At 67.6% G+C, this 25,035-nt stretch carries 23 protein-coding genes; 8 read left to right on the forward strand and 15 right to left on the reverse strand.

From position 1 onward, the window contains the following. Positions 1-93: 93 nt before the first annotated feature. From L1O03_RS02350 to L1O03_RS02375, 6 genes are read right to left on the reverse strand one after another with little or no spacing between them, the layout of a single operon-like run. Positions 94-885 carry an HpcH/HpaI aldolase family protein gene (locus tag L1O03_RS02350; RefSeq protein WP_236117799.1) on the reverse strand — a complete coding sequence of 264 codons (792 nt, stop codon included), beginning with the start codon at positions 883-885 and terminating at the stop codon, positions 94-96. After that, on the reverse strand, positions 870-1,655 hold the full coding sequence (locus tag L1O03_RS02355; protein WP_236117800.1) for a fumarylacetoacetate hydrolase family protein: 786 nt from the start codon (positions 1,653-1,655) through the stop codon (positions 870-872). The genes L1O03_RS02350 and L1O03_RS02355 overlap by 16 nt, the downstream gene beginning before the upstream one ends. Positions 1,656-1,667: 12 nt before the next feature. Next, positions 1,668-2,753, reverse strand: coding sequence for a 3,4-dihydroxyphenylacetate 2,3-dioxygenase (gene hpaD, locus L1O03_RS02360; protein ID WP_236117801.1), 1,086 nt, complete (start codon positions 2,751-2,753; stop codon positions 1,668-1,670). A gap of 32 nt (positions 2,754-2,785) precedes the next feature. Then, the gene (gene hpaE / locus L1O03_RS02365) at positions 2,786-4,300 is read right to left on the reverse strand and encodes a 5-carboxymethyl-2-hydroxymuconate semialdehyde dehydrogenase (RefSeq protein WP_236117802.1); all 1,515 of its coding nucleotides are present in this window, start codon (positions 4,298-4,300) and stop codon (positions 2,786-2,788) included. Beyond that, entirely contained in the window at positions 4,297-5,007 is a 711-nt protein-coding gene (locus tag L1O03_RS02370) for a GntR family transcriptional regulator (RefSeq protein WP_236117803.1), read from the reverse strand. Before L1O03_RS02370 ends, hpaE begins: the two co-directional genes overlap by 4 nt. Beyond that, on the reverse strand, positions 5,004-6,473 hold the full coding sequence (locus L1O03_RS02375; protein ID WP_236117804.1) for a fumarylacetoacetate hydrolase family protein: 1,470 nt from the start codon (positions 6,471-6,473) through the stop codon (positions 5,004-5,006). Before L1O03_RS02375 ends, L1O03_RS02370 begins: the two co-directional genes overlap by 4 nt. 229 nt (positions 6,474-6,702) lie before the next feature. On the opposite strand from L1O03_RS02375, the gene L1O03_RS02380 reads away from it, so the two are divergent. Beyond that, positions 6,703-8,025, forward strand: a complete 1,323-nt coding sequence (locus L1O03_RS02380) for an MFS transporter (protein WP_236118047.1) — start codon at positions 6,703-6,705, stop codon at positions 8,023-8,025. Between the two features lie 132 nt (positions 8,026-8,157). Further along, on the forward strand, positions 8,158-10,038 hold the full coding sequence (locus tag L1O03_RS02385) for an FAD-binding monooxygenase (RefSeq protein ID WP_236118048.1): 1,881 nt from the start codon (positions 8,158-8,160) through the stop codon (positions 10,036-10,038). 99 nt (positions 10,039-10,137) lie between these two features. Here the strand turns inward: L1O03_RS02385 and L1O03_RS02390 are convergent, their stop codons facing one another. Continuing rightward, positions 10,138-11,958 carry an acetyl/propionyl/methylcrotonyl-CoA carboxylase subunit alpha gene (locus L1O03_RS02390; RefSeq protein WP_268913559.1) on the reverse strand — a complete coding sequence of 607 codons (1,821 nt, stop codon included), beginning with the start codon at positions 11,956-11,958 and terminating at the stop codon, positions 10,138-10,140. 66 nt (positions 11,959-12,024) lie between these two features. Further along, the gene (locus tag L1O03_RS02395; protein ID WP_236117806.1) at positions 12,025-12,924 is read right to left on the reverse strand and encodes a sulfurtransferase; all 900 of its coding nucleotides are present in this window, start codon (positions 12,922-12,924) and stop codon (positions 12,025-12,027) included. A gap of 206 nt (positions 12,925-13,130) precedes the next feature. Between L1O03_RS02395 and L1O03_RS02400 the strand changes: the two genes are divergently transcribed. Next, positions 13,131-14,189, forward strand: coding sequence for a Cj0069 family protein (locus L1O03_RS02400; protein ID WP_236117807.1), 1,059 nt, complete (start codon positions 13,131-13,133; stop codon positions 14,187-14,189). 133 nt (positions 14,190-14,322) lie between these two features. Here the strand turns inward: L1O03_RS02400 and L1O03_RS02405 are convergent, their stop codons facing one another. Beyond that, entirely contained in the window at positions 14,323-14,754 is a 432-nt protein-coding gene (locus tag L1O03_RS02405) for a DUF3151 domain-containing protein (RefSeq protein WP_236117808.1), read from the reverse strand. Positions 14,755-14,877: 123 nt separating this feature from the next. Between L1O03_RS02405 and L1O03_RS02410 the strand changes: the two genes are divergently transcribed. Next, positions 14,878-17,040 carry an acyltransferase family protein gene (locus L1O03_RS02410; protein ID WP_236117809.1) on the forward strand — a complete coding sequence of 721 codons (2,163 nt, stop codon included), beginning with the start codon at positions 14,878-14,880 and terminating at the stop codon, positions 17,038-17,040. A gap of 52 nt (positions 17,041-17,092) precedes the next feature. Here the strand turns inward: L1O03_RS02410 and L1O03_RS02415 are convergent, their stop codons facing one another. From L1O03_RS02415 to L1O03_RS02425, 3 genes are read right to left on the reverse strand one after another with little or no spacing between them, the layout of a single operon-like run. After that, complete coding sequence (locus L1O03_RS02415) at positions 17,093-17,740, reverse strand: Maf family protein (protein WP_236117810.1); 648 nt, start codon at positions 17,738-17,740, stop codon at positions 17,093-17,095. Then, the gene (locus L1O03_RS02420) at positions 17,740-17,958 is read right to left on the reverse strand and encodes an acyl-CoA carboxylase subunit epsilon (RefSeq protein WP_236117811.1); all 219 of its coding nucleotides are present in this window, start codon (positions 17,956-17,958) and stop codon (positions 17,740-17,742) included. Before L1O03_RS02420 ends, L1O03_RS02415 begins: the two co-directional genes overlap by 1 nt. Positions 17,959-17,993: 35 nt before the next feature. Then, positions 17,994-19,577: an acyl-CoA carboxylase subunit beta gene (locus L1O03_RS02425; protein ID WP_236117812.1), complete on the reverse strand. Its 1,584-nt coding sequence runs from the start codon at positions 19,575-19,577 to the stop codon at positions 17,994-17,996. A gap of 140 nt (positions 19,578-19,717) precedes the next feature. Between L1O03_RS02425 and L1O03_RS02430 the strand changes: the two genes are divergently transcribed. The 4 genes from L1O03_RS02430 to purE all read left to right on the forward strand — a co-directional run bounded on the left by L1O03_RS02430 (position 19,718) and on the right by purE (position 22,935). Continuing rightward, the gene (locus L1O03_RS02430; RefSeq protein WP_236117813.1) at positions 19,718-20,527 is read left to right on the forward strand and encodes a biotin--[acetyl-CoA-carboxylase] ligase; all 810 of its coding nucleotides are present in this window, start codon (positions 19,718-19,720) and stop codon (positions 20,525-20,527) included. Positions 20,528-20,569: 42 nt separating this feature from the next. Continuing rightward, positions 20,570-21,046 (forward strand): hypothetical protein, encoded by a 477-nt coding sequence (locus tag L1O03_RS02435; RefSeq protein ID WP_236117814.1) that lies wholly within the window; start codon positions 20,570-20,572, stop codon positions 21,044-21,046. Positions 21,047-21,174: 128 nt separating this feature from the next. Continuing rightward, positions 21,175-22,401, forward strand: a complete 1,227-nt coding sequence (locus L1O03_RS02440; RefSeq protein WP_236118049.1) for a 5-(carboxyamino)imidazole ribonucleotide synthase — start codon at positions 21,175-21,177, stop codon at positions 22,399-22,401. A 12-nt stretch (positions 22,402-22,413) separates the two neighbouring features. Then, complete coding sequence (gene purE / locus L1O03_RS02445) at positions 22,414-22,935, forward strand: 5-(carboxyamino)imidazole ribonucleotide mutase (protein ID WP_236117815.1); 522 nt, start codon at positions 22,414-22,416, stop codon at positions 22,933-22,935. On the opposite strand, the gene L1O03_RS02450 is transcribed toward purE, so the two are convergent. The 3 genes from L1O03_RS02450 to L1O03_RS02460 are packed head-to-tail and all read right to left on the reverse strand — an operon-like array spanning position 22,932 to position 25,020. Continuing rightward, complete coding sequence (locus L1O03_RS02450) at positions 22,932-23,180, reverse strand: hypothetical protein (RefSeq protein ID WP_236117816.1); 249 nt, start codon at positions 23,178-23,180, stop codon at positions 22,932-22,934. The two genes, purE and L1O03_RS02450, sit on opposite strands and share 4 nt — an antisense overlap. Then, on the reverse strand, positions 23,180-24,016 hold the full coding sequence (locus L1O03_RS02455) for a carbohydrate ABC transporter permease (protein WP_236117817.1): 837 nt from the start codon (positions 24,014-24,016) through the stop codon (positions 23,180-23,182). The genes L1O03_RS02450 and L1O03_RS02455 overlap by 1 nt, the downstream gene beginning before the upstream one ends. Then, positions 24,013-25,020 (reverse strand): carbohydrate ABC transporter permease, encoded by a 1,008-nt coding sequence (locus L1O03_RS02460; protein ID WP_236117818.1) that lies wholly within the window; start codon positions 25,018-25,020, stop codon positions 24,013-24,015. Before L1O03_RS02460 ends, L1O03_RS02455 begins: the two co-directional genes overlap by 4 nt. Between the last annotated feature and the right edge of the window lie 15 nt (positions 25,021-25,035).

Below are 25,035 nucleotides of genomic sequence, written 5' to 3' on the forward strand. Positions count from 1 at the left end.
CGCACCAGGTCCGACGCGCACAGCGAACGGCCCGGGCCAGGTCCGCGAGGGACCGGGTCCGGGCCGATGCTCGGGGGAGGGGAGAGTCGCCTCCTAGGATTCCTCCTCCGGGGAGTCCTGGAGCTGACGCAGCTTCTCCTGCGCGCCGCCGGCGAGAATCTGCACGTCAGCGCCAATGTTCACGAAGTCCACCCCGGCGGCCACGTACTCGCGGGCCTGCGCCAGGTTGAAGGCGTTGACGCCTACCGGGAGGCCCGCCTCCTTGGCTGCCGCGATGGTGCGGGTGACGCGGTCGACGACATCGGGGTGGGTTTGCTCGCCGAGCATCCCCATCGAGGCCGCCAAGTCCGAGGGGCCGATGAAGAGGGCGTCGACGCCCGGGGTGCGGGCGATAGCGGCCGCGTTCTCGACGGCCTCCGCGGACTCGATCTGGACGATGAGGCTCACCGTCGACGAGGCCTCGGGCAGGTACCCGGGAACGAGGTTCCACCGGGAGGATCGGGCGAGGGCGCTTCCCACCCCGCGCACGCCGCGCGGCGGGTAGTGCATGGCCGCGGCCGCGCGGGCGGCCTCATCGGCGGTGTGCACCATGGGGACCATGATGTTCTGGGCGCCGAGGTCGAGGAATTGCTTGATGAGCACGGTGTCATTGACCGGCACCCGGACCACCGGGGTGGCCGGGTAGGCGGCCACCGCCCGGAGGAGGGAGAGCGTGCCCTCGATGGTGATGGGGGAGTGCTCGCCGTCGATGAGGACCCACTCGCAGCCGGAGCCGGCGATGATCTCGGCGGCCGTCGGGGAGCCGGAGCACACCCAGAGGCCGCGGAGGCAGTGGGAGGACTCGGCGAGGCGGGCGGCGAAGGTGGGGGCTAGCTGAAGCGGCATGTCACCGTCCCCAGTTCGCCGTAGTCGGCGAGGACTGTGTCGCCCGGCTCCACCCACATGGGGCGGGTGAAGGAGCCGGCGAGGATGAAGTCCCCGGCCTTGAGGTGATCGCCGTGCTCGGCCAGCTTGTTGGCCAGCCAGGCCACGCCCGTCGCCGGGTGGTTGAGCACCGCGGCGGCCACGCCGGAGTCGTGGATCGTCTCATTGCGGTAGAGGAGCGCGGAGACCCACCGCAGGTCCACGGCGTCGACGCTCACCGGCCGGCCACCATAGACCATCGCGCCCATGGCGGCGTTGTCGCTGATGGTGTCGACGATCGTCCGGCCCTCCATCTCGATGCGCGAGGAGAGGATCTCCAGCGCCGGGGTGACGTATTCCGTCGCGCGGAGCACGTCGAACACGGTGACGTCGGGACCCTCGAGCTTCTCCTTGAGGAGGAATCCCAGCTCCACCTCGACGCGCACGTTGGAGAACTGCTCGTGCTCGATCACGGAGCCATTCTCGTAGACCATGTCCGCGAAGATGGCACCATAGTCCGGCTCGGTGATGCCGGTGGCCTCCTGCATCGGCTTGGAGGTCAATCCGATCTTGCGGCCGACGAGCCGCCGGCCGGCCTCCTCGCCGCGGCGCCGCCATTCGTTCTGGATGCGGTAGGAATCCTCCACCGTCATCCCGTCGAAGCGGGCGGTGAGCAGCGGGATCATCGTGCGGTTGCGTTCGGCCTCCGCGAGATCATCCGCGATCTGCGTGACCTGAGCATCCGTGAGCATGGGGTCCTCCTCTTACATCTGGTGGCCGAGCTTGTACTCGCCCTGCTTCCAGCGAGGCATGGAATCCTCGCCCTCTTCGCGCCGAGTGTAGGAGAAGCCGTCGGCGCCGATGGTCTCCTCCATCTCGGACGCATCCGTGCGCGAGACCAGCGGGACGATGTTCCCGTCGAGGTCGAGCACCCGCGAGGCATCCGTGTACCAGGACGGGACGACGGGGGTGCCCCACCAGTCGCGGCGCTGGTTGTCGTGCACATCCCAGTGGACGGCCGGGTTGTCCGGGTCGCCCGTGTAGTAGTCCTGCGTGTAGATCTCGACGCGGTGCCCGTCGGGATCACGCAGGTACAGGTAGAAGGCGTTGGACACGCCGTGGCGGCCGGGGCCGCGCTCGATGTGGTCGGAGAGCCGCAGCGCGCCGAGCTTGTCACAGATCGCGAGGATGTTGTGCTTCTCGTGCGTCGCGAAGGCAATGTGGTGCATCCGGGGGCCGTCGCCGCCGGTCATGGCGGTGTCGTGGACGGTCGGCTTGCGGCGCATCCACGCGGCGTAGATGGTCCCCTCCTCGTCCTGGATGTCCTCGGTGATGCGGAATCCCAGGTCCTCCATGTAGGCGCAGGCGGTGGGGACGTCCGGGGTCACCTGGTTGAAGTGATCGAGGCGGACGAGTGCGCCGGGGGTGTAGAGCTCATAGCGCCAGGCCAGGCGCTCGACGTGCTCCACCTCGTAGAAGAACTCGTAGGGGAAACCCAGGGGGTCCTCGACGCGCACCGAGTCACCGATGCCCTTGACGAAGCCCTCCTTGCGGCGCTCAGTGCGGCAGCCGCGGGCCTTGTAGAACTCCTCGGCGCGGTCGACGTCCTCCGGGGTGCGGACGCGGTAGGAGAAGACTCCGACGGCGGCCTCCGGGCCTTCCCGCAGGACGATGTTGTGGTGGATGAACTCCTCCAGGCTGCGGAGGTAGATCTCCTTGTCGTTCTCCTCCGTGACGACGAGGCCCAGGACGTCGACGTAGAACTCGCGGGACTTCGCGAGGTCCGTGACGATGATCTCCATGTAGGCGCAGCGGAGGATGTCGGGGGCGGTGGGGGTGGTGGTAGTCATGGGGGTTCTCCTTGGGGTGAGGCGGCTGGCGACTACTTGTCAGCCTTGCCGAAGACGGGGTTGTGGACCTTGCCGAGGTTGATGTGCACGGCCTGCTGGTCGGTGTAGAAGTCGATGGAGCGGTAGCCGCCCTCGTGGCCGAGGCCAGACGCCTTCACACCGCCGAAGGGGGTGCGCAGGTCACGGACGTTGTTCGAGTTGAGCCACACCATGCCGGCGTCGATGGCCTGGGAGAAGTTGTGGGCGCGCTTGAGGTCGGAGGTCCACAGGTAGGCGGCGAGGCCGTACTTGGTGTTGTTGGCGAGCTCGAGGGCCTCCTCCTCGGTGTCGAAGGGGGTGATCGCGACGACGGGCCCGAAGATCTCCTCCTGGAAGATGCGGGCGTCGGGGGAGACGTCGGCAAACACGGTGGGCTCGACGAAGTTGCCCTTCTCGAAGCCCTCGGGGCGGCCGCCGCCCGCCTTGAGGGTGGCTTCCTTCTTGCCGATCTCGATGTAGGAGGTGACCTTCTCGTAGTGCTCCGGGTGGACGAGGGCGCCGACCTCGGTGGCCGGGTCGCTCGGCAGGCCCACCTTCACGCGCTTGGCCTGGGCGGTGTAGCGCTCGACGAACTCGTCGTAGACGGAGCGCTGGACGAGGATGCGGGAGCCGGCGGTGCAGCGCTCGCCGTTGAGGGAGAAGACACCGAAGATGGTGGCGTTGACGGCTTCCTCGAGGTCAGCGTCCTCGAAGATGATGGCCGGGGACTTGCCGCCGAGCTCCATAGACAGGCCCTTGAGGTAGGGGGCGGCGTTGGCGAAGATGATCTGCCCGGTGCGGGACTCGCCGGTGAAGGAAATGAGCGGCACATCGGGGTGCTTGACCAGCGGGTCGCCGGCGTAGCCCTCCTCGCCGAAGCCGTTGACGAGGTTGAACACGCCCTCCGGCAGCCCGGCCTCCTCGAAGATGCCGGCCCAGAGCTGGGCGGACAGCGGGGTGAACTCCGCGGGCTTGAGGACGACGCAGTTGCCGGTGGCGATCGCCGGCGCGAGCTTCCAGGACTCGAGCATGAACGGCGTGTTCCACGGGGTGATGAGCCCCGCGACGCCGATGGGCTTGCGGTTAACGTAGTTCACCTGGCGCCCGGGCACCTTGAACACGTCATCCGACTGCGCGACGATGAGGTCCGCGAAGAAGCGGAAGTTCTCCGCGGCGCGGCGCGCCTGGCCCTTGGCCTGGGTGATCGGGAGGCCGGAGTCGAAGGACTCCCAGGCGGCGAGGACGTCCTCGCGGCTCTCGACGATGTCCGCAATGCGGTGCAGCACCCGGGAGCGCTCCCGGGGGAGCATGGTGGGCCAGGGGCCCTCGGCGAAGGCCTTCTTCGCGGCCTCCACCGCGGCGTTGATGTCCGCTTCCTTGCCGGAGGCGGCGGTGATGTAGGGCTCGTTGGTGACGGGGTCGAGGACCTCGAAGGTGTCACCATCGATGGAGTCGACGAAGCGGCCGCCGATGTAGTGCTGGATCTTCTCGGGCAGGTCGGCGGGCTTGGCGGACAGGGTGTCAGTCATGATTCCTCCTGGTCGTGGGGGTGGGTGTCGGGGCGTCGGGAGTGACGCGTCGTGAGGTATTTCTCGAGGGTGTGGAGTCGATGCTGGCGGGCCAGCTTTTCGATGTATTCGGGGTCGGCGCGGGCCTCGATCATGACGATGAGGGTGTCGTGCTCATGGACCGATGCTTCCGCCCGCTCCGGCACGAAGGCGAAGGTCGATTCGCGCAGGTAGTCGAGCCGCTCCCACTGGTTTTCGATGAGCTCCACGAGGTCGGTGTTCGGGCAGCGGGTAAACAGTGTTTCGTGGAACGCCCGGTTGAGGGTGGTGAACGCCCGCGGGTCGAAGGCCGCGAGGCTCTCCCGCATGGACTCGTTGAGCTCCCGGGCCCGGGCGAGGTCCTCCTCGGTGAGGTGGGGCGCCGCGAGCGCGGTGGCCGCCCCCTCGAGGATGGCGATGAGCTGCATGCAGTCGGTGTACATGTTGTCATTCACCATGGCCACGCGGGGGCCGACGTTCGGGAGGTAGTCAATAAGCCCCTCCGCTTCGAGGCGGCGGACGGCCTCGCGCACCGGGACGACGCTCGAGCCCAGGGACTCCGCGAGCGTGGACAGCACCAGGCGGTGCCCGGGCGCGTACTCGTTGCGCGTGATGCGGTACTTGAGCAGCTGGTAGGCGCGCTCGGCCTTGGTCATGCCGTCGAAGCGGGGATCATCGGGGGAAATCATTGGGCGTTCTCGTCCAGCCAGCGCTGGTACTTCTCCTTCCACTCTCCGGTGGGCGGGAAGAGGCCATCGAGGGAGTGTCCCTCCGCGACCTGGGCCGCCACCCACTCGTCCTGGGTTTCCTTGGCGAGGGCGGCGTCGACAACCTCCTCCACGAGGTCACGCGGGATCACGATGACGCCATCGTCATCGCCGACGATGACATCCCCCGGGAGCACCGTGGCGTTGCCGCAGGCGACGGCCACCCCGGACTCCCATGGCACGTGCTTGCGGCCGAGCACGGCGGGGTGCGGGTTGCCGCAGAAGACCGGCAGGCCGATCTCCTCGACGGCGGCATAGTCCCGCACGCCTCCGTCGGTGACGACGCCCGCCGCGCCGCGCTGCTGGGCGCGCAGGGCGAGAACATCGCCGAGGGTGGCCGAGCCGGATTCGCCGCGGCCCTCGATGACCAGCACCTCGCCCTCGCGGACGGAGTCGAAGGCCTTCTTCTGCGCGTTGAAGCCGCCGCCGTGGCTGCGGAAGAGGTCCTCGCGGTTGGGGACAAAGCGCAGGGTGGCGGCCACGCCGACCATCTTCGTGCCCGGAGTCTGCGGGTAGACGCCCTCGATGATGACGTTGTTGAGCCCCGGCGAGCGCAGCTGCGCGGACAGGCCGGCCGTCGGCGCCTTCTCAAGCTTGGCGCGCAGCTCCTCACTGAGGGCCGTGGGGTTCGACGGCAGCCCGGCGGCCTCGCGCGAGCCCCAGGCATCCTCCGCCTGCTTCTCATCGGTGCGCGGGAGCATGCCGAGCGCGGGATCGAAGTCCCCCGGGCCCTCGACGATCGTGGTGCGCAGCTTCCCGGTGCTCTCCCCGGTGCTCGGCACGTCGACCTCCACTTCCACCACATCACCGGGCACGATGACGGTGGAGCCCGCCGGGGTGCCGGTGAGGATGATGTCCCCCTCCTCGAGGGTCATGTGCTGGGAGAGGTCCGCGACAAACTGCGCGAGGGGGAAGATGAGGTCCGACTCCGTGGTGCCGCCCTCCTGGGCGAGCTCACCATTGACCCAGGTGCGGATGCGCAGGGAGGTGGGGTCGATGGAGCGGGCGTCGAGGAGAGCGGGGCCCAGGGGGGTGTAGCCATCGCGGGACTTGGAGCGGATGTTGGAGCCCTTGTCGTGGGGGCGGTAATCATAAATGCCCAGGTCGTTGGAGGCGGTGACCCATCCGACGTGGGACCAGGCCTCCTCGAGGGAGACCCGGTGGGCGGGGGTGCCGATGATGAGGGCGATTTCCCCCTCGAAGGCCATGAGCTCGGTGCCCGCGGGGCGCTCAACCGTGGCGCCGGAAGCAGAAAGCGAGCTGGGGGCTTTGAAGAAGTAGGAGGGCTGGGAGGGGCGACGCCCACGCTGGGCGGCCCGTGACTCGAAGGCGGTGTGGACCGCGATGATTTTCCCCGGGGTGTGGGGGAGGTCGGAGAGGACAGTCATGGAACTCCTTCCGCGATGGCTCTTGACTTGTTACCCGGATCGTATATGATCCTTCATATTGTCGCAAGTGTTGAGAATCACTCTCATGCGGCATGATGGAGCTGCGCCACAACACGGCACACTGGTGGTGTGGCGCAACAATGATCGCGAACCGAAAGGACGCAGAGTGAGTTCGCACACTGTACAGCGCGGTGGCATCAAGGAGGACCTGCGGGTCTCCGCCGCCACCATGGTCGGGACCGCCATCGAGTGGTATGACTACTTCCTCTATGCCGCAGCCGCCGGAATGATCTTTAAAGATGTCTATTTCGGGCCGTTGGGGCCTGCGGCGGGAACATTGGTGGCTTTCCTCTCGGTGGGATTGAGCTTTATTTTCCGGCCCATTGGTGCTGTCTTGGCGGGACACTTTGGCGATCGCTGGGGGCGCCGTAAAGTCCTCATGATTACCCTTATTCTCATGGGCGGGGCAACAACCCTCATTGGTATTTTGCCCACCTATGCCACGATCGGCGCGGCTGCTCCAATTCTCCTTATTGTGCTGCGCATTATTCAGGGAATTTCCGCCGGTGGTGAGTGGGGCGGTGCGGTCCTCATGGCCGTCGAGCATGCCCCGGTCCACCGCCGCGGGATTATGGGGGCCGCCCCGCAGATTGGCGTCCCCGCCGGCCTGCTGCTCTCCTCGGGTGTGCTCGCGGTGATGAGCTACGTGGCGCCCGGTGAGGCCTTCACCCAGTGGGGCTGGCGCGTGCCCTTCTTGCTGAGCTTCCTGCTCATCATCGTGGGCTTCTACATCCGCCACGGGGTGGAAGAATCGCCGGTCTTTGAGGAGATCGCGGCCCGCCAGGAGAACGTGAAGATGCCGCTGGTCCAGCTGTTCCGCCGCCATGGCGTGCTTGTCCTGCTGCTCGCCCTCGTCTTTGCGGGAAATGGTGCCGCGGGCTACATGACGACGGGCGGGTTCATCCAGAATTACGCGACGGACCCGGCGGGCAGCATCGGCCTCGAGCGGGGCGCGGTGCTCAACGCGGTGACCCTCTCGGCCGCGAGCTGGCTGATTTGCACTCTCTGTGCGGGATTGGTCTCTGATTTTATTGGCCGCCGGAATACGTACATTATCGGATTCCTCGTCCAGATTGCCGGAATTTGCGCGCTGTTCCCGCTGGTGAATACGCGCTCGATCGGAATGTTGACGCTGGGCCTCGTTTTCCTCAGTATCGGCCTTGGTTTTACCTATGGCCAGCAGTCCGCCCTCTATGCTGAACTGTTCCCCGCCTCCGTCCGTTTCTCCGGTGTGTCCGTGACGTATGCGATTGGCGCGATCCTCGGTGGCGCTTTTGCCCCCACTATTGCCCAGGCCCTCCTGCAGAACACCGGAACCACGGGAGCGATCACGATCTACCTCGTCATCATGTCTGTCATTGCTCTCGCGGCGGTGCTCCTGCTTCGCGATCGCAAGGGGATTCCGCTGGGTCCGGAGCACGAGAAGCTCCAGAGACTGAGCCCCGTTCGGGGGATCGGAACGACGGACTATACGAAAATCACTATGGACTAGAAAATTAAATATATACGATCTTGTTCGATTCAGCGGGTCGCGCCGCACGGGACACTACGGGACACTGTGGCCCCACGACCGCCGCTGACAGTGCCGCTCATTGGCTGAAAGGAAGGAACACCCGCCATGCACATGCACTTCCACCACCACGGATACGTCTCCGAAGACCCCCGCTACCTGCCCGCTGCGGAGGGGATGCCGCGTCCCGCCGAGCTCCCGGAGGAGATGGACGTCCTCATCGTCGGGGCGGGCCCCGCGGGAATGATCACCGCCGCCCAGCTCTCCATGTTCCCTGAAGTTCACACCCGCATCATCGATCGCCGGCCGCACCGCCTGGAGATTGGCCAGGCTGACGGCATCCAGGCGCGCAGCGTGGAAACCTTCCAGGCCTTCGGCTTCGCGAATGAGATCATCGACGAGGCCTACTGGCTTACCGAGATGTGCTTCTGGAACCCTGACCCGGAGAACCCCGAGAACATCATTCGCACCTCCCGCGCCGTCGACGACGAAATCGGGGTGAGCGAATTCCCGCACCTTATCGTCAACCAGGCGCGTGTGCTTGACTACTTCAACCGCTTCATGGCGCAGTCGCCCAGCCGGATGCAGCCCAATTTCGGCTGGGAGTTCCTGGGGCTCGAGGTGGAGGATGAGGCCGAGTATCCGGTGAGCGTCGAGTTGAAGAATGTCGAGACGGGGGAGGAGCGGACGGTCCGGGCGAAGTACGTGCTGGGCGCAGACGGTGCGCGCTCGCGGGTGCGCCGCGCGATCGGCTGCAGCCTCAAGGGGGACCAGGCCAACCAGGCGTGGGGTGTGATGGACGTGCTCGCCAACTCGGACTTCCCGGACATTCGCACGAAGTGCGCCATCCACTCGACCAAGGGCTCCATCCTCCACATCCCCCGCGAGGGCGGGCACCTCTTCCGCATGTACGTCGACCTCGGCGTGGTGGGCCCGGACGATAATCACAAGATCCGCGAAACGCCCATCGAGGAGATCATCGCCAAGGCGAACGCGATCATCCACCCCTACCACGTGGACGTGAAGAACGTGGCGTGGAGCTCGGTCTATGAGGTCGGGCACCGGGTGACCAACCGCTTCGACAACCTCGAGGACGGGGAGGAGAGCGGCCGCACGCCGCGCGTCTTCATCGCCGGCGACGCCTGCCACACCCACAGCGCCAAGGCGGGGCAGGGGATGAACGTCTCCATGCAGGATGGTTTCAACCTCGGCTGGAAGCTCGGGCACGTGCTGAGCGGCCGCGCCCCGGAGGAGCTCCTCCACACCTACTCGGCGGAGCGCCAGGAGATCGCGCAGAACCTCATCGACTTCGACAAGGAGTGGTCCTCCCTCATGGCCTCCAACCCGGAGGAGCACGAGGACCCGAGCTACGTCGCCGACTGGTACACGCGCACCGCCGAGTTCCCCGCCGGCTTCATGACCCAATACCACCCCTCCATGATCACCGGCGGCACCGAGCACCAGGAGCTCGCCACCGGCTACCCCATCGGCAAGCGCTTCCGCTCGGAGAAGGTCGCCCGAAAGAGCGACACGAACTTCATCCACCTGGGCCACAATGCCACGGCCGACGGCCGCTGGCGCATCTACGTCTTCGCCGACGCCGCCGCCCCCGCGGCCGAGGACTCGGCAGTGCGCCGCTGGGCCGAGTGGATGAGCACCTCCCCGGAGTCCCCGGTGGCGCTCTACACCCCGGAGGGCGGCGATGAGGACGCCACCTTCGACATCAAGGTCATCTACCAGCAGAAGCACCCCGAGTTCGAGCTCTTCGACGCCCCGAAGCTCTTCTTCCCGACGGTGGGCCCCTTCGGCCTCGAGCACCTGGAGAAGGTCTTCGGCACCACCCCGGAGGATGACATCTTCGAGCTCCGCGGGATCTCCCGCGAGGGCGCCGTGGTCATCGTCCGCCCCGACCAGTACGTCTCCGCGGTCCTTCCGCTCAGCGAGCCAGAAGCCGTGGGCGAGTTCTTCCAGGGCGTGCTCCGCCCCGTGAAGTAGCCCGGCCGGCAGCGGCCCCTGACACGCGAACGCCCACCCGTTTCCGCCCTGGTGGCGGGCAGCGGGTGGGCGTCGTCGATTACGAGGGGGAGGGGACTCCTAGGAGATCTCGAGGAGTACGGCGCCCTTCGTTACGGTGCTGCCTTCCTCGGCCTGGAGGCCCTTCACCGTGCCGGACTTGTGCGCCTTGACGGGGTTTTCCATCTTCATGGCTTCGAGGACCACGACGGTGTCGCCCTCGGCGACCTCGTCGCCGTCGCTCACCGGCACCTTGATGACCGTGCCCTGCATGGGCGCGGTGACGGCGTCGCCGGAGACGGCGGCCCCGGAGCCGGAGGAGCGACGACGCCTCGGGCGCTTCTTCTTCCCGCCGCCAGTGCCGAAGCCCTCGGGGAGGGCGACCTCGACGCGGCGGCCGTCGATCTCCACCACCACGCGCTCGCTGAGGACCGGGGTGCCGTCGTCCTCGGGGGCCTCGTCCTCGCCGGCATAGGGCTCCAGCGGGTTCTCCCAGGCCTCCTCGATCCACTTGGTGTAGACGTCGAAGCCGGACTCATCGCCGACGAAAGCCGGGTTCTCGACGATGTGGCGGTGGAAGGGGAGGACCGTCGGCATGCCCTCGACGATGTACTCGCCGAGCGCGCGGCGGGCCCGCTGGAGGGCCTGCTCGCGGTCCTCGCCGTAGACGATGAGCTTGGCAAGCATCGAGTCAAACTGCCCGCCGATGACGGAACCCTCCACGACGCCCGAATCCACGCGCACGCCGGGGCCCGAGGGCTCCACGTAGCGGGTGATCGTGCCGGGTGCGGGCATGAAGCCGGAGCCGGCATCCTCGCCGTTGATGCGGAACTCGAAGGCGTGGCCGCGCGGGGCGGGGTCCTCGGTGATGTGGAGCGGCTTGCCCTCGGCGATGCGGAACTGCTCGCGGACGAGGTCCAGCCCCGTGGTCGCCTCGGTGACGGGGTGCTCCACCTGGAGGCGCGTGTTCACCTCGAGGAAGGAAATGAGCCCATCGGAGCCCACGAGGTACTCGACGGTGCCTGCGCCGTAGTACCCGGCCTCGCGGCAGATCGCCTTGGCGGACTCGTGGAGCCGGGTGCGCTGCTCCTCGCTGAGGAAGGGGGCCGGGGCCTCCTCGACGAGCTTCTGGAAGCGCCGCTGCAGCGAGCAATCGCGGGTGCCCGCGACGATGACGTTCCCGTGCTGGTCGGCCAGCACCTGGCACTCGACGTGGCGGGCCTTATCGAGGTAGCGCTCGACGAAGCACTCGCCGCGGCCGAAGGCCGCCTGGGCCTCGCGGGTGGCGGACTCATAGAGGTCCTCGACCTCGTCGAGGGAGTAGGCCACCTTCATGCCGCGCCCGCCGCCGCCGAAGGCCGCCTTGATCGCGATGGGCAGCCCGTGCTCTTCCGCGAATGCCCGGACCTCGGCCGCGTCCTTGACGGGCTCCTTGGTTCCGGGGGCCATGGGGGCGTCGGCACGCAGCGCGATGTGGCGGGCCGTGACCTTGTCACCCAGGTCGCGGATGGACTGCGGCGAGGGGCCGATCCAGGTGAGGCCGGCGTCGATGACCGCCTGCGCGAAGTCGGCATTCTCCGAGAGGAAGCCGTAACCGGGGTGGATGGCGTCCGCCCCGGACTTCTTCGCCGCCTCGATGATCTTCTCGATGACTAGGTAGGACTCGGCGGAGGTCTGGCCGCCGAGGGCGAAGGCTTCATCGGCCAGGGTGACGAAAGGCGCCTGGGCGTCGGGCTCAGCGTAGACCGCGACGCTGGCGATGCCGGCGTCTCGCGCCGCGCGGATGACCCGCACTGCGATTTCGCCCCGGTTCGCGACCAGGACCTTCTTAATCTCCGTGGTTTCCGTTGGCACTAAAGTGTCCCTCCTCGGAACAGCATGTCTCGCGTGGTTCGTGCTCATCGTTGAGCGTCAAACGATTCCTCCACACGGTGATGTCGCGATGTTCGACGCTCCCTGTCCGAGTGATCAGCTTAAACCCTCGGGGATCACGCCGGGCTCTTTACCCTGGGCGATAGGCATCCGCACCATGTTGCCCCACTCGGCCCAGGAGCCGTCGTAGTTGCGCACATTATCGAACCCCAAGAGGTACTTGAGCACAAACCAGGTGTGCGCGGAGCGGTCGCCCAAGTGGCAATACACAATGGTCGGATCGCTGGGGTGCAGCCCCTCGTAGAGCTCCTCGAGGACCTCGCGACGGCGGAAGCGCCCCGTCGCGTCGACGGATCCACCCCAGGGGAAGCTCAGCGCGCTGGGGATATGCCCGTGCTGCTGGGCGGTGAAGGCGCTGTCCTCCGCGCGGCGGGCTTCTGCGCCCTCGTATTCTTCGGCGCTGCGGACATCAAGGAGCGGCTGGGTGCCGATCGCCTGGCGGACGTCGTCGACAAAAGCGCGCAGCGACGCATCCTGGCGCGGGATCACGGGGTAGTCGGTGGCGGGATAATCCGGGACGGCGAAGGAGGTGTCGCGCTCCTCGGCCATCCAGGCGTCGCGCCCGCCGTCGAGGAGGCGGACGTCCTCATGGCCGTAGAGCTCGAGGATCCACAGAGTGAAGGCTGCCCACCAGTTGGAGTGGTCGCCATACACGACGACGGTGTCATCGCGCGCGATCCCCTTCTCACTCATGATCCGGGCGAAAGTCTCCGGATCCACGATGTCCCGGTAGAGCGCGTTATTTAATTCGCGACGCCAGTCGAGCCTCACGGCGCCGGGGATGTGCCCGATGTCGTAGAGAAGGGAGTCCTGGTCGGATTCCACGACCTTGAGGCCCGGGGTTCCTAAGCGTGCGGAGAGCCAGGAGGCAGACACGAGACGCTCGGGGTGAGCGAACTCGCGGAACTGCGGTGCCGGGTCAAAGGGGACTGCCATTATCTGCGTGCCTTTCCTACGGATTCATCTATTGCCCCTATTAGCGTAGTGCGTTGAATAGTTTTCAGCATGCCCTCATGCGGGTGTGGCGTTCATTACTCCGACGGGCGCGGGGCGAAATGGATCCCATCTTTCCCTAGACTCGCAGGTGGAGGCCCGTATATGGGGCTAGTGCACCATCATTCTCACCCAGAAAGGCCAGAGTTATGCACAAGAGCATTGTCGTCTTCGAGGTTGAAGGCGGGTCGGACAAGTACTTCGATGGGCATCGCAAGGACACGATGCCCATCGTGCGCGCTATCCAGGAGGCCGGCTGGCACTCCGAGGTCGTCTACTACCGCCCCGAGTGGGCCGATGACCTCTTTGATTATGTGTCCTCTCACTTCGACGCCTACATCTCTCGCGTCAACCCGGGCAACATCCCCGGCGGAGAGAAGGGCTACTTTGACCTCCTCACCCGGCTGGCAGAGTCCGGCCTCGTCGGCATGTCCACGCCGGAAGAGATGATGGCTTACGGCGCCAAGGACGCCCTGGTGAAGCTCAACCAGACGGACCTCGTGCCCACCGACACGGCCGCATACTACGACGTGAAGTCCTTCCACGAGACCTTCCCGACTTCCCTCTCCTACGGGGAGCGCGTGCTCAAGCAGAACCGCGGCTCCACGGGCTCTGGCATCTGGCGCGTGCGCCTGGAGGATCAGGAGCTGGCGAAGAGCGTCGAGCCCGGGACTGCGCTGCCCCTCGACACGAAGCTGCGCTGCACCGAGGCGGTCGATAACCACACGGAGATCCGCGAGCTCGGCGAGTTCATGGACTTCTGCGATCAGTACATCATCGGTGATAACGGCATGCTCGTGGACATGCGTTTCATGCCGCGCATCGTGGAGGGCGAGATCCGCATCCTCCTCGTGGGGCCGCACCCGGTGTTCGTTGTCCACAAGAAGCCGGCCGAGGGCGGGGACAACTTCTCCGCGACGCTCTTCTCCGGCGCGAAGTACACCTATGACAAGCCGGAGTCCTGGCAGGAGCTCGTCGACATGTTCGCCGAGGCCCGGCCGGTGATTGCCGAGAAGCTGGGCGGAGACAACATCCCGCTCATCTGGACCGCGGACTTCATGCTCGACACCGCCGAGGACGGCTCCGACACCTACGTGCTCGGTGAGATCAACTGCTCCTGCGTGGGCTTCACCTCGGAGCTCGACATGGGCATTCAGGAGCTCGTGGCGAAGGAGGCCATCGAGCGCGTCGAGAAGGCCGCCAGCTAGCGAGCAGCGGGCGCCGGTGGGCAGCGGCTCGCAGCAGCCCTAGGGCGCCTGGATGTGAGTACGACGCGGCGCGGGCGCGTGAGACTAGCTTCAGTGAAGAATCTCACGCGCCCGCGCCGTCGTGATGTGCTAACTAGGCCTCCGGGCTCTCGACCTCATCGAGCAAGGGAGCGACGGAGGACGGATCCGCGTCGGAGAGCATCTGCCGGCAGCGGTCATATTCCGCGGTCTCGCCGATGGCCCGGGCCGCCCGAGCCAGCGCGGCGATTGCGCGGAGCACACCCTGGTTCGGGGCGTGGGAATAGGGCACCGGGCCCCAGCCCTTCCACCCGTTGGCGCGGAGACGGTCCAGGCCACGGTGGTAACCAGTGCGCGCAAGGGCATAGGCGACGAGGCGGTCGTCGTCGTTCTCCGCGCTGCCGAGAGCATCTTCTGCGCGGGTGGCCCACACGAGCGGGCTCTCCGGGTGGCTCAGGGCGGTGGAGTTCTCCCGGGGGTTGAGGTCCTGGGCCGGATCCTCGGGGAGATGGACGGGCGGCGGGGCGAGCATATCCTGAAATTCCATGCGACCCACTCTAAGCGATAGGTGAGACATAGGGAGGGCAGCGAGAGCTAACTCGGTTCATGTCCGGCCCCTGTGATAGGAATATCTGGGTATCACAGTCTGGGTGAATGAAGGTTTGTAGAGGTGGAGACGCAGCTCAAGGAGAAGTACAGGTACGACTTGGATGGCCTTCGGGGGATCGCCATCGGCTTTGTCGTCCTCTTCCACGTCTTCGTCGGGCGGGTGTCCGGCGGTGTGGATGTCTTTCTTCTCCTCTCTGGCTACTTCTTCCTCGGCTCGCAGTTGCGCTACGCGGCGCGGCGCGACGCCACGCTGAACCCCTGGTGGCCGATCTGGCGGATGATGCGCCGGCTCGTGCCGGCGCTCGTGCTCGTCGTGGTGGTGTGCGCGCTGCTCGTCATCCTCCTGCTGCCGGACCTGCGCCGCGTGGACCTTGCCTGGCAGCTCATGGCGAGCATCCTCTACTACCAGAACTGGGAGCTCGCGAGCCAGGAGGCCGGCTACCAGGCCGCGTCCTGGGGGATTAGCCCGCTCCAGCACCTCTGGTCCATGTCGGTGCAAGGGCAGTTCTATGTTCTGGGCATTCTCTTCGCGTTGGGCTGCGGGTGGTCCCTGCGGATCCAGCGGCGTCGCCTCCAGCGCAAGCGCGGCAAGGAGGGCGGCCCCGAGCGGCCCACCTCCTCGATCCAGACGATCGCCCTGCCGGTGCTCATCGTCGCGACGATCGCCTCCTTCGCCTATGCCGCCTACCTGCACCCCGTTGACCAGCAGCTCAACTACTACTCGACGTGGTCGCGGATGTGGGAGCTCACCCTCGGCGCGGTGATCGCGCTCATTGCGCCGAAGATCACCCTCAACCGGCACCTGCGCTCCGCGATGGCCATCGTGGGCATCATCATGGTCATCACGACGGGGCTTCTCTTCGACGGCGCCCAGGTCTTCCCCGGGCCGGGCACCCTCTACCCGCTGGGTGGTGCGGTGCTCGTCATCCTGGGCGGCGGCCCGGCGTCGACGTTCCTCGCGAGCCGCTTCATGCGCTGGCTCGGTGAGATCGCCTACCCGCTCTACCTGTGGCACTGGCCGCTGCTCATCATCTCGCTGGCCTACCTGCAGATGAAGGAGGCGCCGGTGTGGCTGGGCATCGTGGTCATCCTGGTCTCGCTGCTGCTGGCTGACCTCACCCACCGCTTCGTCGAGCGCCCGCTGCGCCAGCACGCCGCCCGGCCCACGCGCGGGGAGGGGCGCGTCCGCGAGGCCTGGTGGAGGGCGCACGCCCTGCGGCCCTCCCGCGGCAGGGCCGCCGCCGGCATCATGGTGACGCTGCTGGCGGTGGCGTGCGTCGCGCTGCCTCCCGTGTGGGCGAAGCAGGTGAAGGCCATAAACGCGAACCGCCTGGACCCCGAGGTCTACCCGGGTGCCATGGTCCTCCGCGGCTACCGGGCGCCCGATGTGCCCGTCGCTCCCGACCCCTACGTGCTGCCGGACTCCCTCTCCATGTTCTGGAATGCCCGGTGCATGTCGCAGAAGGGCTCGGACCCCACGCACCTGCCGCCGGACGATCACGGCGGAATCGAGGCGGGGAACTGCGTCTTTGGGGACAGGGACTCCGACGTCACCGTGTTCCTCACCGGCGGCTCCCACGCCGACCAGTGGGGTGCCGCGCTGGACCTGTTGGGCAAGCAGCACCACTTCCGGGTGATCCCCTTCGTCCGCCAGTCCTGCCCCTCCTTCGTCCACGACTATGAGGGCGCGTTCTCCGAGAACTGCCAGACCTTCAACGACACGGTCCGTGACCGCATCATCAAGGATGAGCCGGACCTCGTCATCTCCAACTCCACCCGGCCGATGTACGAGGTGGGGCAGAAGCAGGACAGCGTCCCGCGCGGCTACGTGGAGTTCTGGGACTTCCTCAAGGACCTCGGCATCCCCTTCGTGGGACTTCGGGATAACCCGTGGTTCTTCTGGCCCGACGGGACGGACAAGTACCCCTCCTTCTGCGCGGTGGAGGAAGAGGACACGAGCCAGTGCGGCGTGTCCGCCGAGGTGCCCTATGGCACCGGCGAGGACCCGGCCAAGCAGAAGCTCCTCGACCGCGGCATGATTCCGGTGGACACCCGCCCGTGGTTCTGCCCGGATGATTGGTGCAGCCCGGACATCGGAAACATCTGGGTATACCGGGACTCCCACCACATTTCCGACGACTACTCGCGCAGCCTCGCCCCGCTCCTGTGGAACGCCATGGAGCCGCTGATGGACGCCATCCACGAGAAGCACCGCGAGCGCTAAAGCGGGGAGCCAGGCGCCCGGGGGCGGGCGCGGCCGTTAGTGCGCGCGGGCTTTAGTCCGTGGACGCGAGATTCCAGAAGGGGTGGACGTCGAGCCCCATCTCATAGAGGGCGGCGCGCACGGTGGGCAGGGAGAGCCCGATGACGTTGGAGGGATCGCCCTCGATGCGGTCCACGAACCAGCCGCCCAGCGCCTCGAGGGTGAAGGCGCCGGCGCACTCGAGGGGCTCCCCGGTGCGGGCGTAAGCGAGGATGTCCTCCTCGTGGGCCTGAGCGAAGCGCAGCCGCGTCCGCGCGACCCTCTCGATGACGGCGCGGCCATCGCCGCCCGCGCGGCCCTCGCGCCCCTCGCCGCCAGGTCCGCCGATGCAGTGGGCGGTGAGGAGCTCGGCCTCGCGCCCCGCCTGCTGGCGCCAGCGCTGGACGGTGGCCTCCACGGTGTGGGGCTTGCCCATGAGCTCCCCGTCGATGAGGAGCATGGAATCGCAGGCGATGACGACGTCCTCGGGATAGGAGGCGGCCACGGCTTGGCTCTTCGCCCGGGCGAGCGCGGCCACCACGTCCTCGGGGGCCGCGTCGGGGCCGCAGGCGGCGCGGATGGCGTCCTCGTCGACGTCCGCCGGATGCACGAGGGGCTCCACCCCGGCCCCGCGCAGGATCGCGCGACGCGAGGGGGAGCCCGAAGCGAGAACGAGGCGCATCAGCGAAGCGCCGCCGTGTTGAATGCGGCCGGGTTGAAGCGCCCGTGCCGCTCGAGGCGCTCGTCGAGGCAGCCCCAGAGGTTCTGCTCGGCGGAGCGGTTGTTCTTGGCGCGCAGCGCGGCCTCGTTCATCTTCTGCGTGATGACCGCGGTGAGCGCGGCGACCTCCGTGTCGGAGGGGTTGCCCTTGATGATGCGGAAGAGGGGGGCGTCACTCATAGAGATGCTTTCCTTGGATTGCGCTGGGTAGGGGCCTAGAGCGGCATGTTGCCGTGCTTCTTGGCCGGCGGGTAGCTGATCTTGCGGTCGAGGAGCTCCAGGCCGTCAATGAGGTGCTTCCGGGTCTCCGAGGGCGGGATGACTGCGTCGACGAGCCCGCGCTCCGCCGCGATGTAGGGGCCGACGTACTTCTCGGCGTACTCCTGCTCGTAGGAGCGCATCATCTCATCGGTGTCCTTGCCCTGGCGCGCGGCCTTCTCGAGCTCGCTGCGATACAGGGTGCGCACGGCGCCGGACGCTTCCTGCGCGGCGATCTCGGCGGTGGGCCAGGCGTAGACCAAGTCCGCCCCGAGGTCCTTGGAGCCCATGAGGACATAGCCCGGGCCCATTGCGCGGCGGACGATGACGGTCACCTTCCCGACCTCCGCCTCCGCGTAGGCATAGGCCAGGCTCGCGCCGCGGCGCAGGACGGTGCCGTGCTCCTCCTCCAGCGCCGGCTGGAAGCCGGGCACGTCGACGAACTCGACGATGGGGAGGTTGAAGGAGTCCATGGTCCGCAGGAAGCGGGCGGCCTTGGCGGCGGCCTGGTCGTTGAGGCAGCCGGCCACCTCGGTCGGCTGGTTGGCGACGATGCCCACGCTGCGCCCATCGATCCGCGCGAGGGCGGTGATGATATTCGGCGCGTACTCGGCCTGGAGTTCCAGCAGGTCGCCGTCGTCGACAACGCGGCGCAGCACGTCCTTCATGTCATAGGGGGCGCTGCTGGAGTCGGGGATGAGGGCGTCGAGCTCTGCGGCGGCGCTCTCCTCGACGCCGCCCTCCACGCGCGGGGCGAGCGCCCGGTTGTTGACGGGCAGGCGGGAGAGGAGGTCGCGGAGGGTGTCGGTGGCCTCGCTGTCGGAGCCGGCGGAGAGGTGAGCGGTGCCGGACTCGCGGAGGTGCACCTCGGGGCCGCCGAGGCCGAGCGCATCGGTCTCAACGCCCGTCACCGTGCGCACGACATCCGGTTCGGTGAGGTGGAGGGAGGCCTCCTCGCCGACCATGACGAGGATGTCCGCGAGGCTCGGGATGAAGGCCTGCGCCCCGGAGGTCTCGCCGCTCAGCACCGCGATGTGCGGCACCAGCCCGGATGCGCGCGTGAGGAGGCGGAGGATCCGCGCCTGCATGGCCAGGGGCACGATGCCCTCGACGAGGCGCGCCCCGGCCCCCTCGTGGAAGCCGATGAGCGGGACGCCGGTCTTCGCCGCTAACTCGATGACCTTAATAATCTTCTCGCCGTGGACTTCGCCCATCTGGCCGTCGAAAATGGTGCCGTCCTGCGCGAAAACACAGACCTTGCGGCCTTCCACGGTGCCATAACCGGCGACGACGCCATCCGTGGCCGGGCGCTGCTTATCTGCGGCAAAATCCGTGGCGCGATGCCGGGCGAGGGCATCGATTTCCACGAAGGAGCCCTCGTCGAGCAGAGCCTCAATGCGCTCGCGTGCCGTGGATCGACCAGCTGCGTGAATGTGCTCGATCGACTCCTCGCCCAGGGGGGCGTGTGCCTCCTTGAGGCGAGAGGACAAGTCGGCGATTTTTCCGGCGGTCGTCTTAAGGTCAATGTCAGCGGCAGTCATGGTCCCTTAGTCTAAGTCCTGTGGCACGCAAGTGAGAACCGCAGGGCCGATACTGTTCGCGGAGAGTCGTGCGCAGCGCCGTGCGCCGCCCCTCCCGAGGCGCCCGCACCACAGCGCCTCGGCGGCTAGACTGCGGGTCTATGACAGCCTTTGACCTTGGCGAACTGCGCGCGGCCCTCGGCGGATACCGCCGCATCGCGGCCGTGGATGAAACCGGCTCCACCAACGCCGACCTCCTCGACGACGCCCTCGCCCCGCCGCGCTCCGTCCTCATGACCGCCTCGCAGACGCACGGGCGCGGCCGGATGGGTCGGGCGTGGATCGCCCCGCGCGGCGCGGTTCTGGCCTGTTCCGTGCTCCTTCGCCCGAGCCTCAGCCAGTGCGAGCGGATCGGCACGCTACCGCTCGCGACGGGCCTCGGGATCCTCGAAGGGTTGCGCGATGTCGTTCGCGCGCAGCGCGGGGAGGAGGCCGCCCGCCTCATCCAGCTCAAATGGCCCAATGACGTGCTGTGGGAGGGAAAGAAACTCTGCGGCATCCTCGCCGAGGGAACCGGCTTCCCCGACGCCCCGCGCATCGTCACCGGATTCGGCATCAACATCTCCCTGCGCGAGGAGGACCTGCCCGTCCCGCACGCCACCTCGCTCCTCCTCCACGGTGTCGAGAGCACCCCGCAGGCCGTCGCCCTCGCCACACTCCGGCACCTCGACGAGCGCCTCCGTCAGTGGGAATACGGGGAGATTCCCGCGCTCATGGCCGAATATCGGGAGGTGTGCGCCACCCTCGGCGCGGACGTGCGGGTCGAGGCCCCCACCGGGACCGTCGAGGGTCGCGTCGAGTCCGTGGGCGACGACGGCCGCCTCCACCTGCGCACCGTAGCCGGGGATCTCAGCGAGATCTCCGCGGGCGATGTCACGCACGTCCGCCGTCGCACGAGCGATTACGCCTAGGACTTGGGGCCAACCGGCGGGCACCCAGTAGACTCACCCTCCATGGGAGATTTTCGGCTGGGACCCGGTGAGGTGGTGCGCGCGGACTTGACCGCCCCGCTGCGCACGCTCACCTATCCGGCCCTGGAACTCTTCGCGCTGACCGGGGCGTTTTGGATCGGGATCGGCTGGATCGATGCCGGGCACCTGGCGCTGGACGTGCACCAGCGCAACCTCGTGGTCCTCTGCTGGATGCTCGTGGCCTGCTGGCGTTTCCTCCTGCCGCTTCTGCGTTCGCGGCGGCAGCGATTCATCGTCACCAACCAGCGGATTCTCGTCCGCGCCCCCAAGTTGCGCGCCCCCTTGGACAGCATCGCGCTGCGGGATGTTCGCGGGGCGAGCCGCAAGCGCCGCGGCATTTCCCTCGCCCTCGTTGGCTACCAGCGGCCGCTCTACTTCCCGGACGTGCCCAAGGCGAAGAAGACCGTAGCGCTCATCGAGGAATCCCGGCCCGCCTGGCCCTCCGTCCAGGAGTGGTGAGCGCCGCGCGACACCGCCGCGACGCCGGCGGAGCGCCGCGCGAGCCCCGGGGGAGCCCCAAGCGCCCTGGACACACACCGTATAGTGAGGGCGTGACTACATCGACTGGCTCTTCGAACGATTCCGCTGTGTCCGCCGAGTCCGCGGAGCAGCACCCCGCCCATGCCCCCGGCGTTCCCGTCGTGAGCGTTATTGGGGATGGGCAGCTCGCGCGCATGATGCAGACAGCCGCCATCGAGTTGGGGCAGTCGCTGCGTCTGCTCGCGGGGGCGCGGGACGCCTCCGCCGCCCAGGTCGTCGCCGACTGCGTGCTCGGCGATTACACCGACATCGATGACCTCCGCCGTGCCGCCACGGGCGCGCAGGCGGTCACCTTCGACCACGAGCACGTGCCCACCGAGCACCTCCACCAGCTCATCGCGGAGGGCGTCAACGTCCAGCCGGGGCCCGAGGCCCTCGTCCACGCCCAGGACAAGCTCGTCATGCGGAAGAAGCTCCGCGAGATCGGCGCCCCCGTCCCGCCCTTCGCGGCGATTGCGAGCGTCGAGGACGCCTGCGCCTTCTGGGAGGCCGTGGGCGGGAAGGTGTGCCTCAAGGCCTGCCGTGGTGGCTATGACGGCCACGGCGTGTGGTTCCCGCACAGCGAGGAGGAGCTCGCCGAGCTCGTGGGCACCCTCCTGGAGAAGGGCACCCCGCTCATGGGGGAGCAGAAGGTGGCGCTCACCCGGGAGCTCTCCGCCATGGTGGCGCGTCGGCCCTCAGGGGAGGTGCGCGCGTGGCCGGTCGTCGAGTCCGTGCAGAGCGACGGCATCTGCGCCGAAGCCGTCGCGCCGGCCCCGGGGCTCAGCCAGGAGTTGGCGCGCCGGGCCCAGGACCTGGCGGTGCGTATCGCGAAGGAGCTGGGGGTGACCGGGGTGCTCGCCGTCGAGCTCTTCGAATACCTCGACGAGGCCGGCCAGCCCGCCATCTCCGTCAACGAGCTGGCCATGCGCCCCCACAACACCGGCCACTGGACCCAGGACGGCTGCGTGACCAGCCAGTTCGAGCAGCACCTCCGGGCCGTGACGGATCGTCCTTTGGGCTCGACGGCCACCCTCGCGCCGGTCACCGTGATGACGAATGTCCTCGGGGGCGCGGAGGATCCCGCGATGCCGATGAGCGAGCGCATGTCCGAGGTCTGGCGCCGCTTCCCCGAGGCGAAGATCCACCTCTACGGCAAGACGCACCGCCCCGGGCGCAAGATCGGGCACGTCAACCTCTGCGGGGATGACGTGGCCACCACTCGGGAGCAGGCGCGGCTTGCCGCTGACTTCCTGGTCCACGCCCGCTGGGCCGATGATGACGAGAACGAGTAGAAGGAGCACAGCATGAACCCGCAGGTGGGATTGATTATGGGGTCCGACTCGGACTGGGACACCGTGGCCCCGGCCGCCGAGGTCCTCGCCGAGTTTGGCGTCCCCTTTGAGGTGGGTGTCGTCTCCGCGCACCGCACGCCGGAGAAGATGCTCAATTACGCGAAGAGCGCGCACGAGAGGGGCATCCGCTGCATCATCGCCTGCGCGGGCGGCGCCGCGCACCTGCCGGGCATGGTGGCGGCGGCCACCCCGCTGCCGGTGATTGGGATCCCGCGGGCACTGAAGGACCTCGATGGCCTGGATTCCCTGCTCAGCATCGTGCAGATGCCCGGCGGGGTTCCGGTGGCGACGGTGTCCATCGGCGGGGCGAAGAACGCCGGCCTCCTGGCCGTCCGGATCCTGGGCGCCGGCTCCCCGGAGCTCGTGGAGAAGATGGCCACCTACCAGGCGAACATGGCCGCCGAGGTGGAGAAGAAGGATGAGCGGCTGCGCGCCCGGCTGCTCGGCGGGGATGATGCGGAGGCGGAGAGCTAGCCGTCTTTTGTGCGCCGGGCCCGAGCGCTGGGGCGGGAGCTGTAGCGGGCCCGGTGGCGTCGCCACCACCCCCAGGTGGCGAGGCACAACAGCAGGACGAGGATGCCCGGCCAGATCTGGGGTTCGGGGCTCAGTACGTTGAGCACCGCCTGCACGAGCGCGAGGAACGCGAATGTCCCGAGGAAGCCGAGCACTGCCTCGCTGCACAGTGCACGGCGCCGCTGCTCGGAGCCCTCGGGGGCCATTATGCTTTCACGCCGCCGGCGGTGAGACCCGCCACGATGCGGCGCTGGAACACGAGCACCATGATGATGAGCGGCACGGTGACGAGCGAGCCGGCCGCCATGATGGCCGCGTAGGGGAACTCGAACTGGCTGGGCCCGGAGAAGCGGGCGATGGCGACGGTCACCGGCTCCGTGGCGACGGTGGACAGCTGCCGGGCCAGCATGAACTCGTTCCATGTGGCGATGAACGCGAGGATGGCCGTCGTGAAGAGGGCCGGGGCCGCGAGGGGGAGGAGGACCTTGAAGAAGGCCTGGCCGCGGCGGGCGCCGTCGACCCGGGCGGCCTCCTCCAGCTCCCACGGGAGCTGCCGGAAGAAGGAGACGAGGGTGTACACCGTGAGCGGCAGCGCGAAGGAGATGTTCGGGATGATGAGCGCCTGGTAGGTGCCGATCCAGTTGAGGTCCCCGAAGAGCTGGAAGAGCGGCGTGACGAGGGCGATCCCGGGGAACATCGAGGCCGCGAGGATGATGCCGGTGACCACGCCCTTTCCGGGGAAGTCCAGCCGGGCGAGCGCATAGGCGGTGAACACGCCGAGGGCGACGGCGAGGATCGTCGTCGCGAGACTGATGAGCAGGGAGTTCCCGATTGCTCCTAGGAAGTTATTCCCGGTGGAGGTCGACAGCGCGTCCGAGAAGTTCTGGAGCGTGAGGTGCGTGGGCCAGGGAGTGGTGTCGAAGGTGTACTGCGATTCGCGCAGCGCGGTGACCACCATCCAGTAGAAAGGCGCCAGCCCCCACACAAGGATGAGAATCACCCCGATGTAGTTGCCGATGAGCGAACGACGAGTGGGTGTCATGCGGAGACCTCCTGTTCCGCAGCGGCGGGGGTGGTGCGGCGGCGACGACGCCACCACGAGATTTTCTTCTTGTCCCCGGAGCCGGACACATCAGCCCCGAGGAAGCGGATCATGATGAAGGCCACGGCGAAGATGAGCAGGAAGATCAACGTGGAGAGAGCCGAAGCCGAGTTGAAGTTGTTCTGGCGCAGGTCGCTGACGACGAGCTGGGAGATCGTGGCCGTCGGGGAGTTCGCCGAGGGGGAGATCATGATGACCGGCAGGTCGTACATGCGCAGTGCGTCGAGGGTGCGGAAGAGGATGGCGACCATGAGGGCGGGCTTGACCAGCGGCAGCGTGATGCGGGTGAAGGTCTGCCACCAGCGTGCGCCGTCGACGCGGGCGGCCTCGTAGACTTCCCGCGGGATCATCTGCAGGCCGGCGAGGATGAGCAGCGCCATGAAGGGGGTGGTCTTCCAGACGTCGGCGATGATGACGGCGGTGCGCGCCGCCCACGGATCGGTGGTCCAGGCGACGGGGGAGGGGAGCAGGGAGTTGATGAGGCCGCGGTCCGCGAAGAGGAACTGCCAGAGCTTCGCGGTGACGGCCGTGGGGATGGCCCAGGGGACGAGGACCGCGGCGCGGACCAGGCCCCGACCGCGGAATTCGCGGTTCATGATGAGGGCCATCGCCATGCCGAGGACCGTCTCCAGGGCCACCGTCACCACGGTGAAGAAGAGGGTGACCCGCAGGGAGGGCCAGAAGTCCGTGGCGAGGACCCCGGGCGGGCAGGTACCCACCGTGCCACGGGGTGTCATACAGCGTTGGGTGAGCCAATAGAGGTAGTGCTCGAAGCCGGCGAAGCCCCCCGTGGTGAAGAGGCCTGTGGCGGGATCGAGTGTCTTATCTGCCTGGAAGGACAGGAAGACGGCGCGGACGATCGGGTAGCCAATGACGATGGCAAGAACGATGAGCGTCGGCGCGATGAGGAGGGCGGCTGACTTCAGCTGTCTGGTTTTCCCCATGACAGTCTGCTCCTT

The organism is Corynebacterium uropygiale, assembly GCF_021568315.1.
Classification (GTDB): Bacteria; Actinomycetota; Actinomycetes; order Mycobacteriales; family Mycobacteriaceae; genus Corynebacterium; species Corynebacterium uropygiale.

Bases quoted from the DNA above. Each gene is read 5' to 3' on its own strand.
- L1O03_RS02455 (WP_236117817.1), bottom strand. From the start codon at position 24,016: ATGACACCCACTCGTCGTTCGCTCATCGGCAACTACATCGGGGTGATT.
- L1O03_RS02370 (WP_236117803.1), bottom strand. From the start codon at position 5,007: ATGATTTCCCCCGATGATCCCCGCTTCGACGGCATGACCAAGGCCGAG.
- L1O03_RS02400 (WP_236117807.1), top strand. From the start codon at position 13,131: ATGCACAAGAGCATTGTCGTCTTCGAGGTTGAAGGCGGGTCGGACAAG.
- L1O03_RS02405 (WP_236117808.1), bottom strand. From the start codon at position 14,754: ATGGAATTTCAGGATATGCTCGCCCCGCCGCCCGTCCATCTCCCCGAG.
- L1O03_RS02415 (WP_236117810.1), bottom strand. From the start codon at position 17,740: ATGCGCCTCGTTCTCGCTTCGGGCTCCCCCTCGCGTCGCGCGATCCTG.
- L1O03_RS02350 (WP_236117799.1), bottom strand. From the start codon at position 885: ATGCCGCTTCAGCTAGCCCCCACCTTCGCCGCCCGCCTCGCCGAGTCC.
- L1O03_RS02355 (WP_236117800.1), bottom strand. From the start codon at position 1,655: ATGCTCACGGATGCTCAGGTCACGCAGATCGCGGATGATCTCGCGGAG.
- L1O03_RS02435 (WP_236117814.1), top strand. From the start codon at position 20,570: ATGGGAGATTTTCGGCTGGGACCCGGTGAGGTGGTGCGCGCGGACTTG.
- hpaE (WP_236117802.1), bottom strand. From the start codon at position 4,300: ATGACTGACACCCTGTCCGCCAAGCCCGCCGACCTGCCCGAGAAGATC.
- L1O03_RS02425 (WP_236117812.1), bottom strand. From the start codon at position 19,577: ATGACTGCCGCTGACATTGACCTTAAGACGACCGCCGGAAAAATCGCC.
- L1O03_RS02430 (WP_236117813.1), top strand. From the start codon at position 19,718: ATGACAGCCTTTGACCTTGGCGAACTGCGCGCGGCCCTCGGCGGATAC.
- L1O03_RS02385 (WP_236118048.1), top strand. From the start codon at position 8,158: ATGCACTTCCACCACCACGGATACGTCTCCGAAGACCCCCGCTACCTG.
- L1O03_RS02380 (WP_236118047.1), top strand. From the start codon at position 6,703: ATGGTCGGGACCGCCATCGAGTGGTATGACTACTTCCTCTATGCCGCA.
- purE (WP_236117815.1), top strand. From the start codon at position 22,414: ATGAACCCGCAGGTGGGATTGATTATGGGGTCCGACTCGGACTGGGAC.
- L1O03_RS02390 (WP_268913559.1), bottom strand. From the start codon at position 11,958: ATGAGCACGAACCACGCGAGACATGCTGTTCCGAGGAGGGACACTTTA.
- L1O03_RS02395 (WP_236117806.1), bottom strand. From the start codon at position 12,924: ATGGCAGTCCCCTTTGACCCGGCACCGCAGTTCCGCGAGTTCGCTCAC.
- hpaD (WP_236117801.1), bottom strand. From the start codon at position 2,753: ATGACTACCACCACCCCCACCGCCCCCGACATCCTCCGCTGCGCCTAC.
- L1O03_RS02375 (WP_236117804.1), bottom strand. From the start codon at position 6,473: ATGACTGTCCTCTCCGACCTCCCCCACACCCCGGGGAAAATCATCGCG.
- L1O03_RS02420 (WP_236117811.1), bottom strand. From the start codon at position 17,958: ATGAGTGACGCCCCCCTCTTCCGCATCATCAAGGGCAACCCCTCCGAC.
- L1O03_RS02460 (WP_236117818.1), bottom strand. From the start codon at position 25,020: ATGGGGAAAACCAGACAGCTGAAGTCAGCCGCCCTCCTCATCGCGCCG.
- L1O03_RS02450 (WP_236117816.1), bottom strand. From the start codon at position 23,180: ATGGCCCCCGAGGGCTCCGAGCAGCGGCGCCGTGCACTGTGCAGCGAG.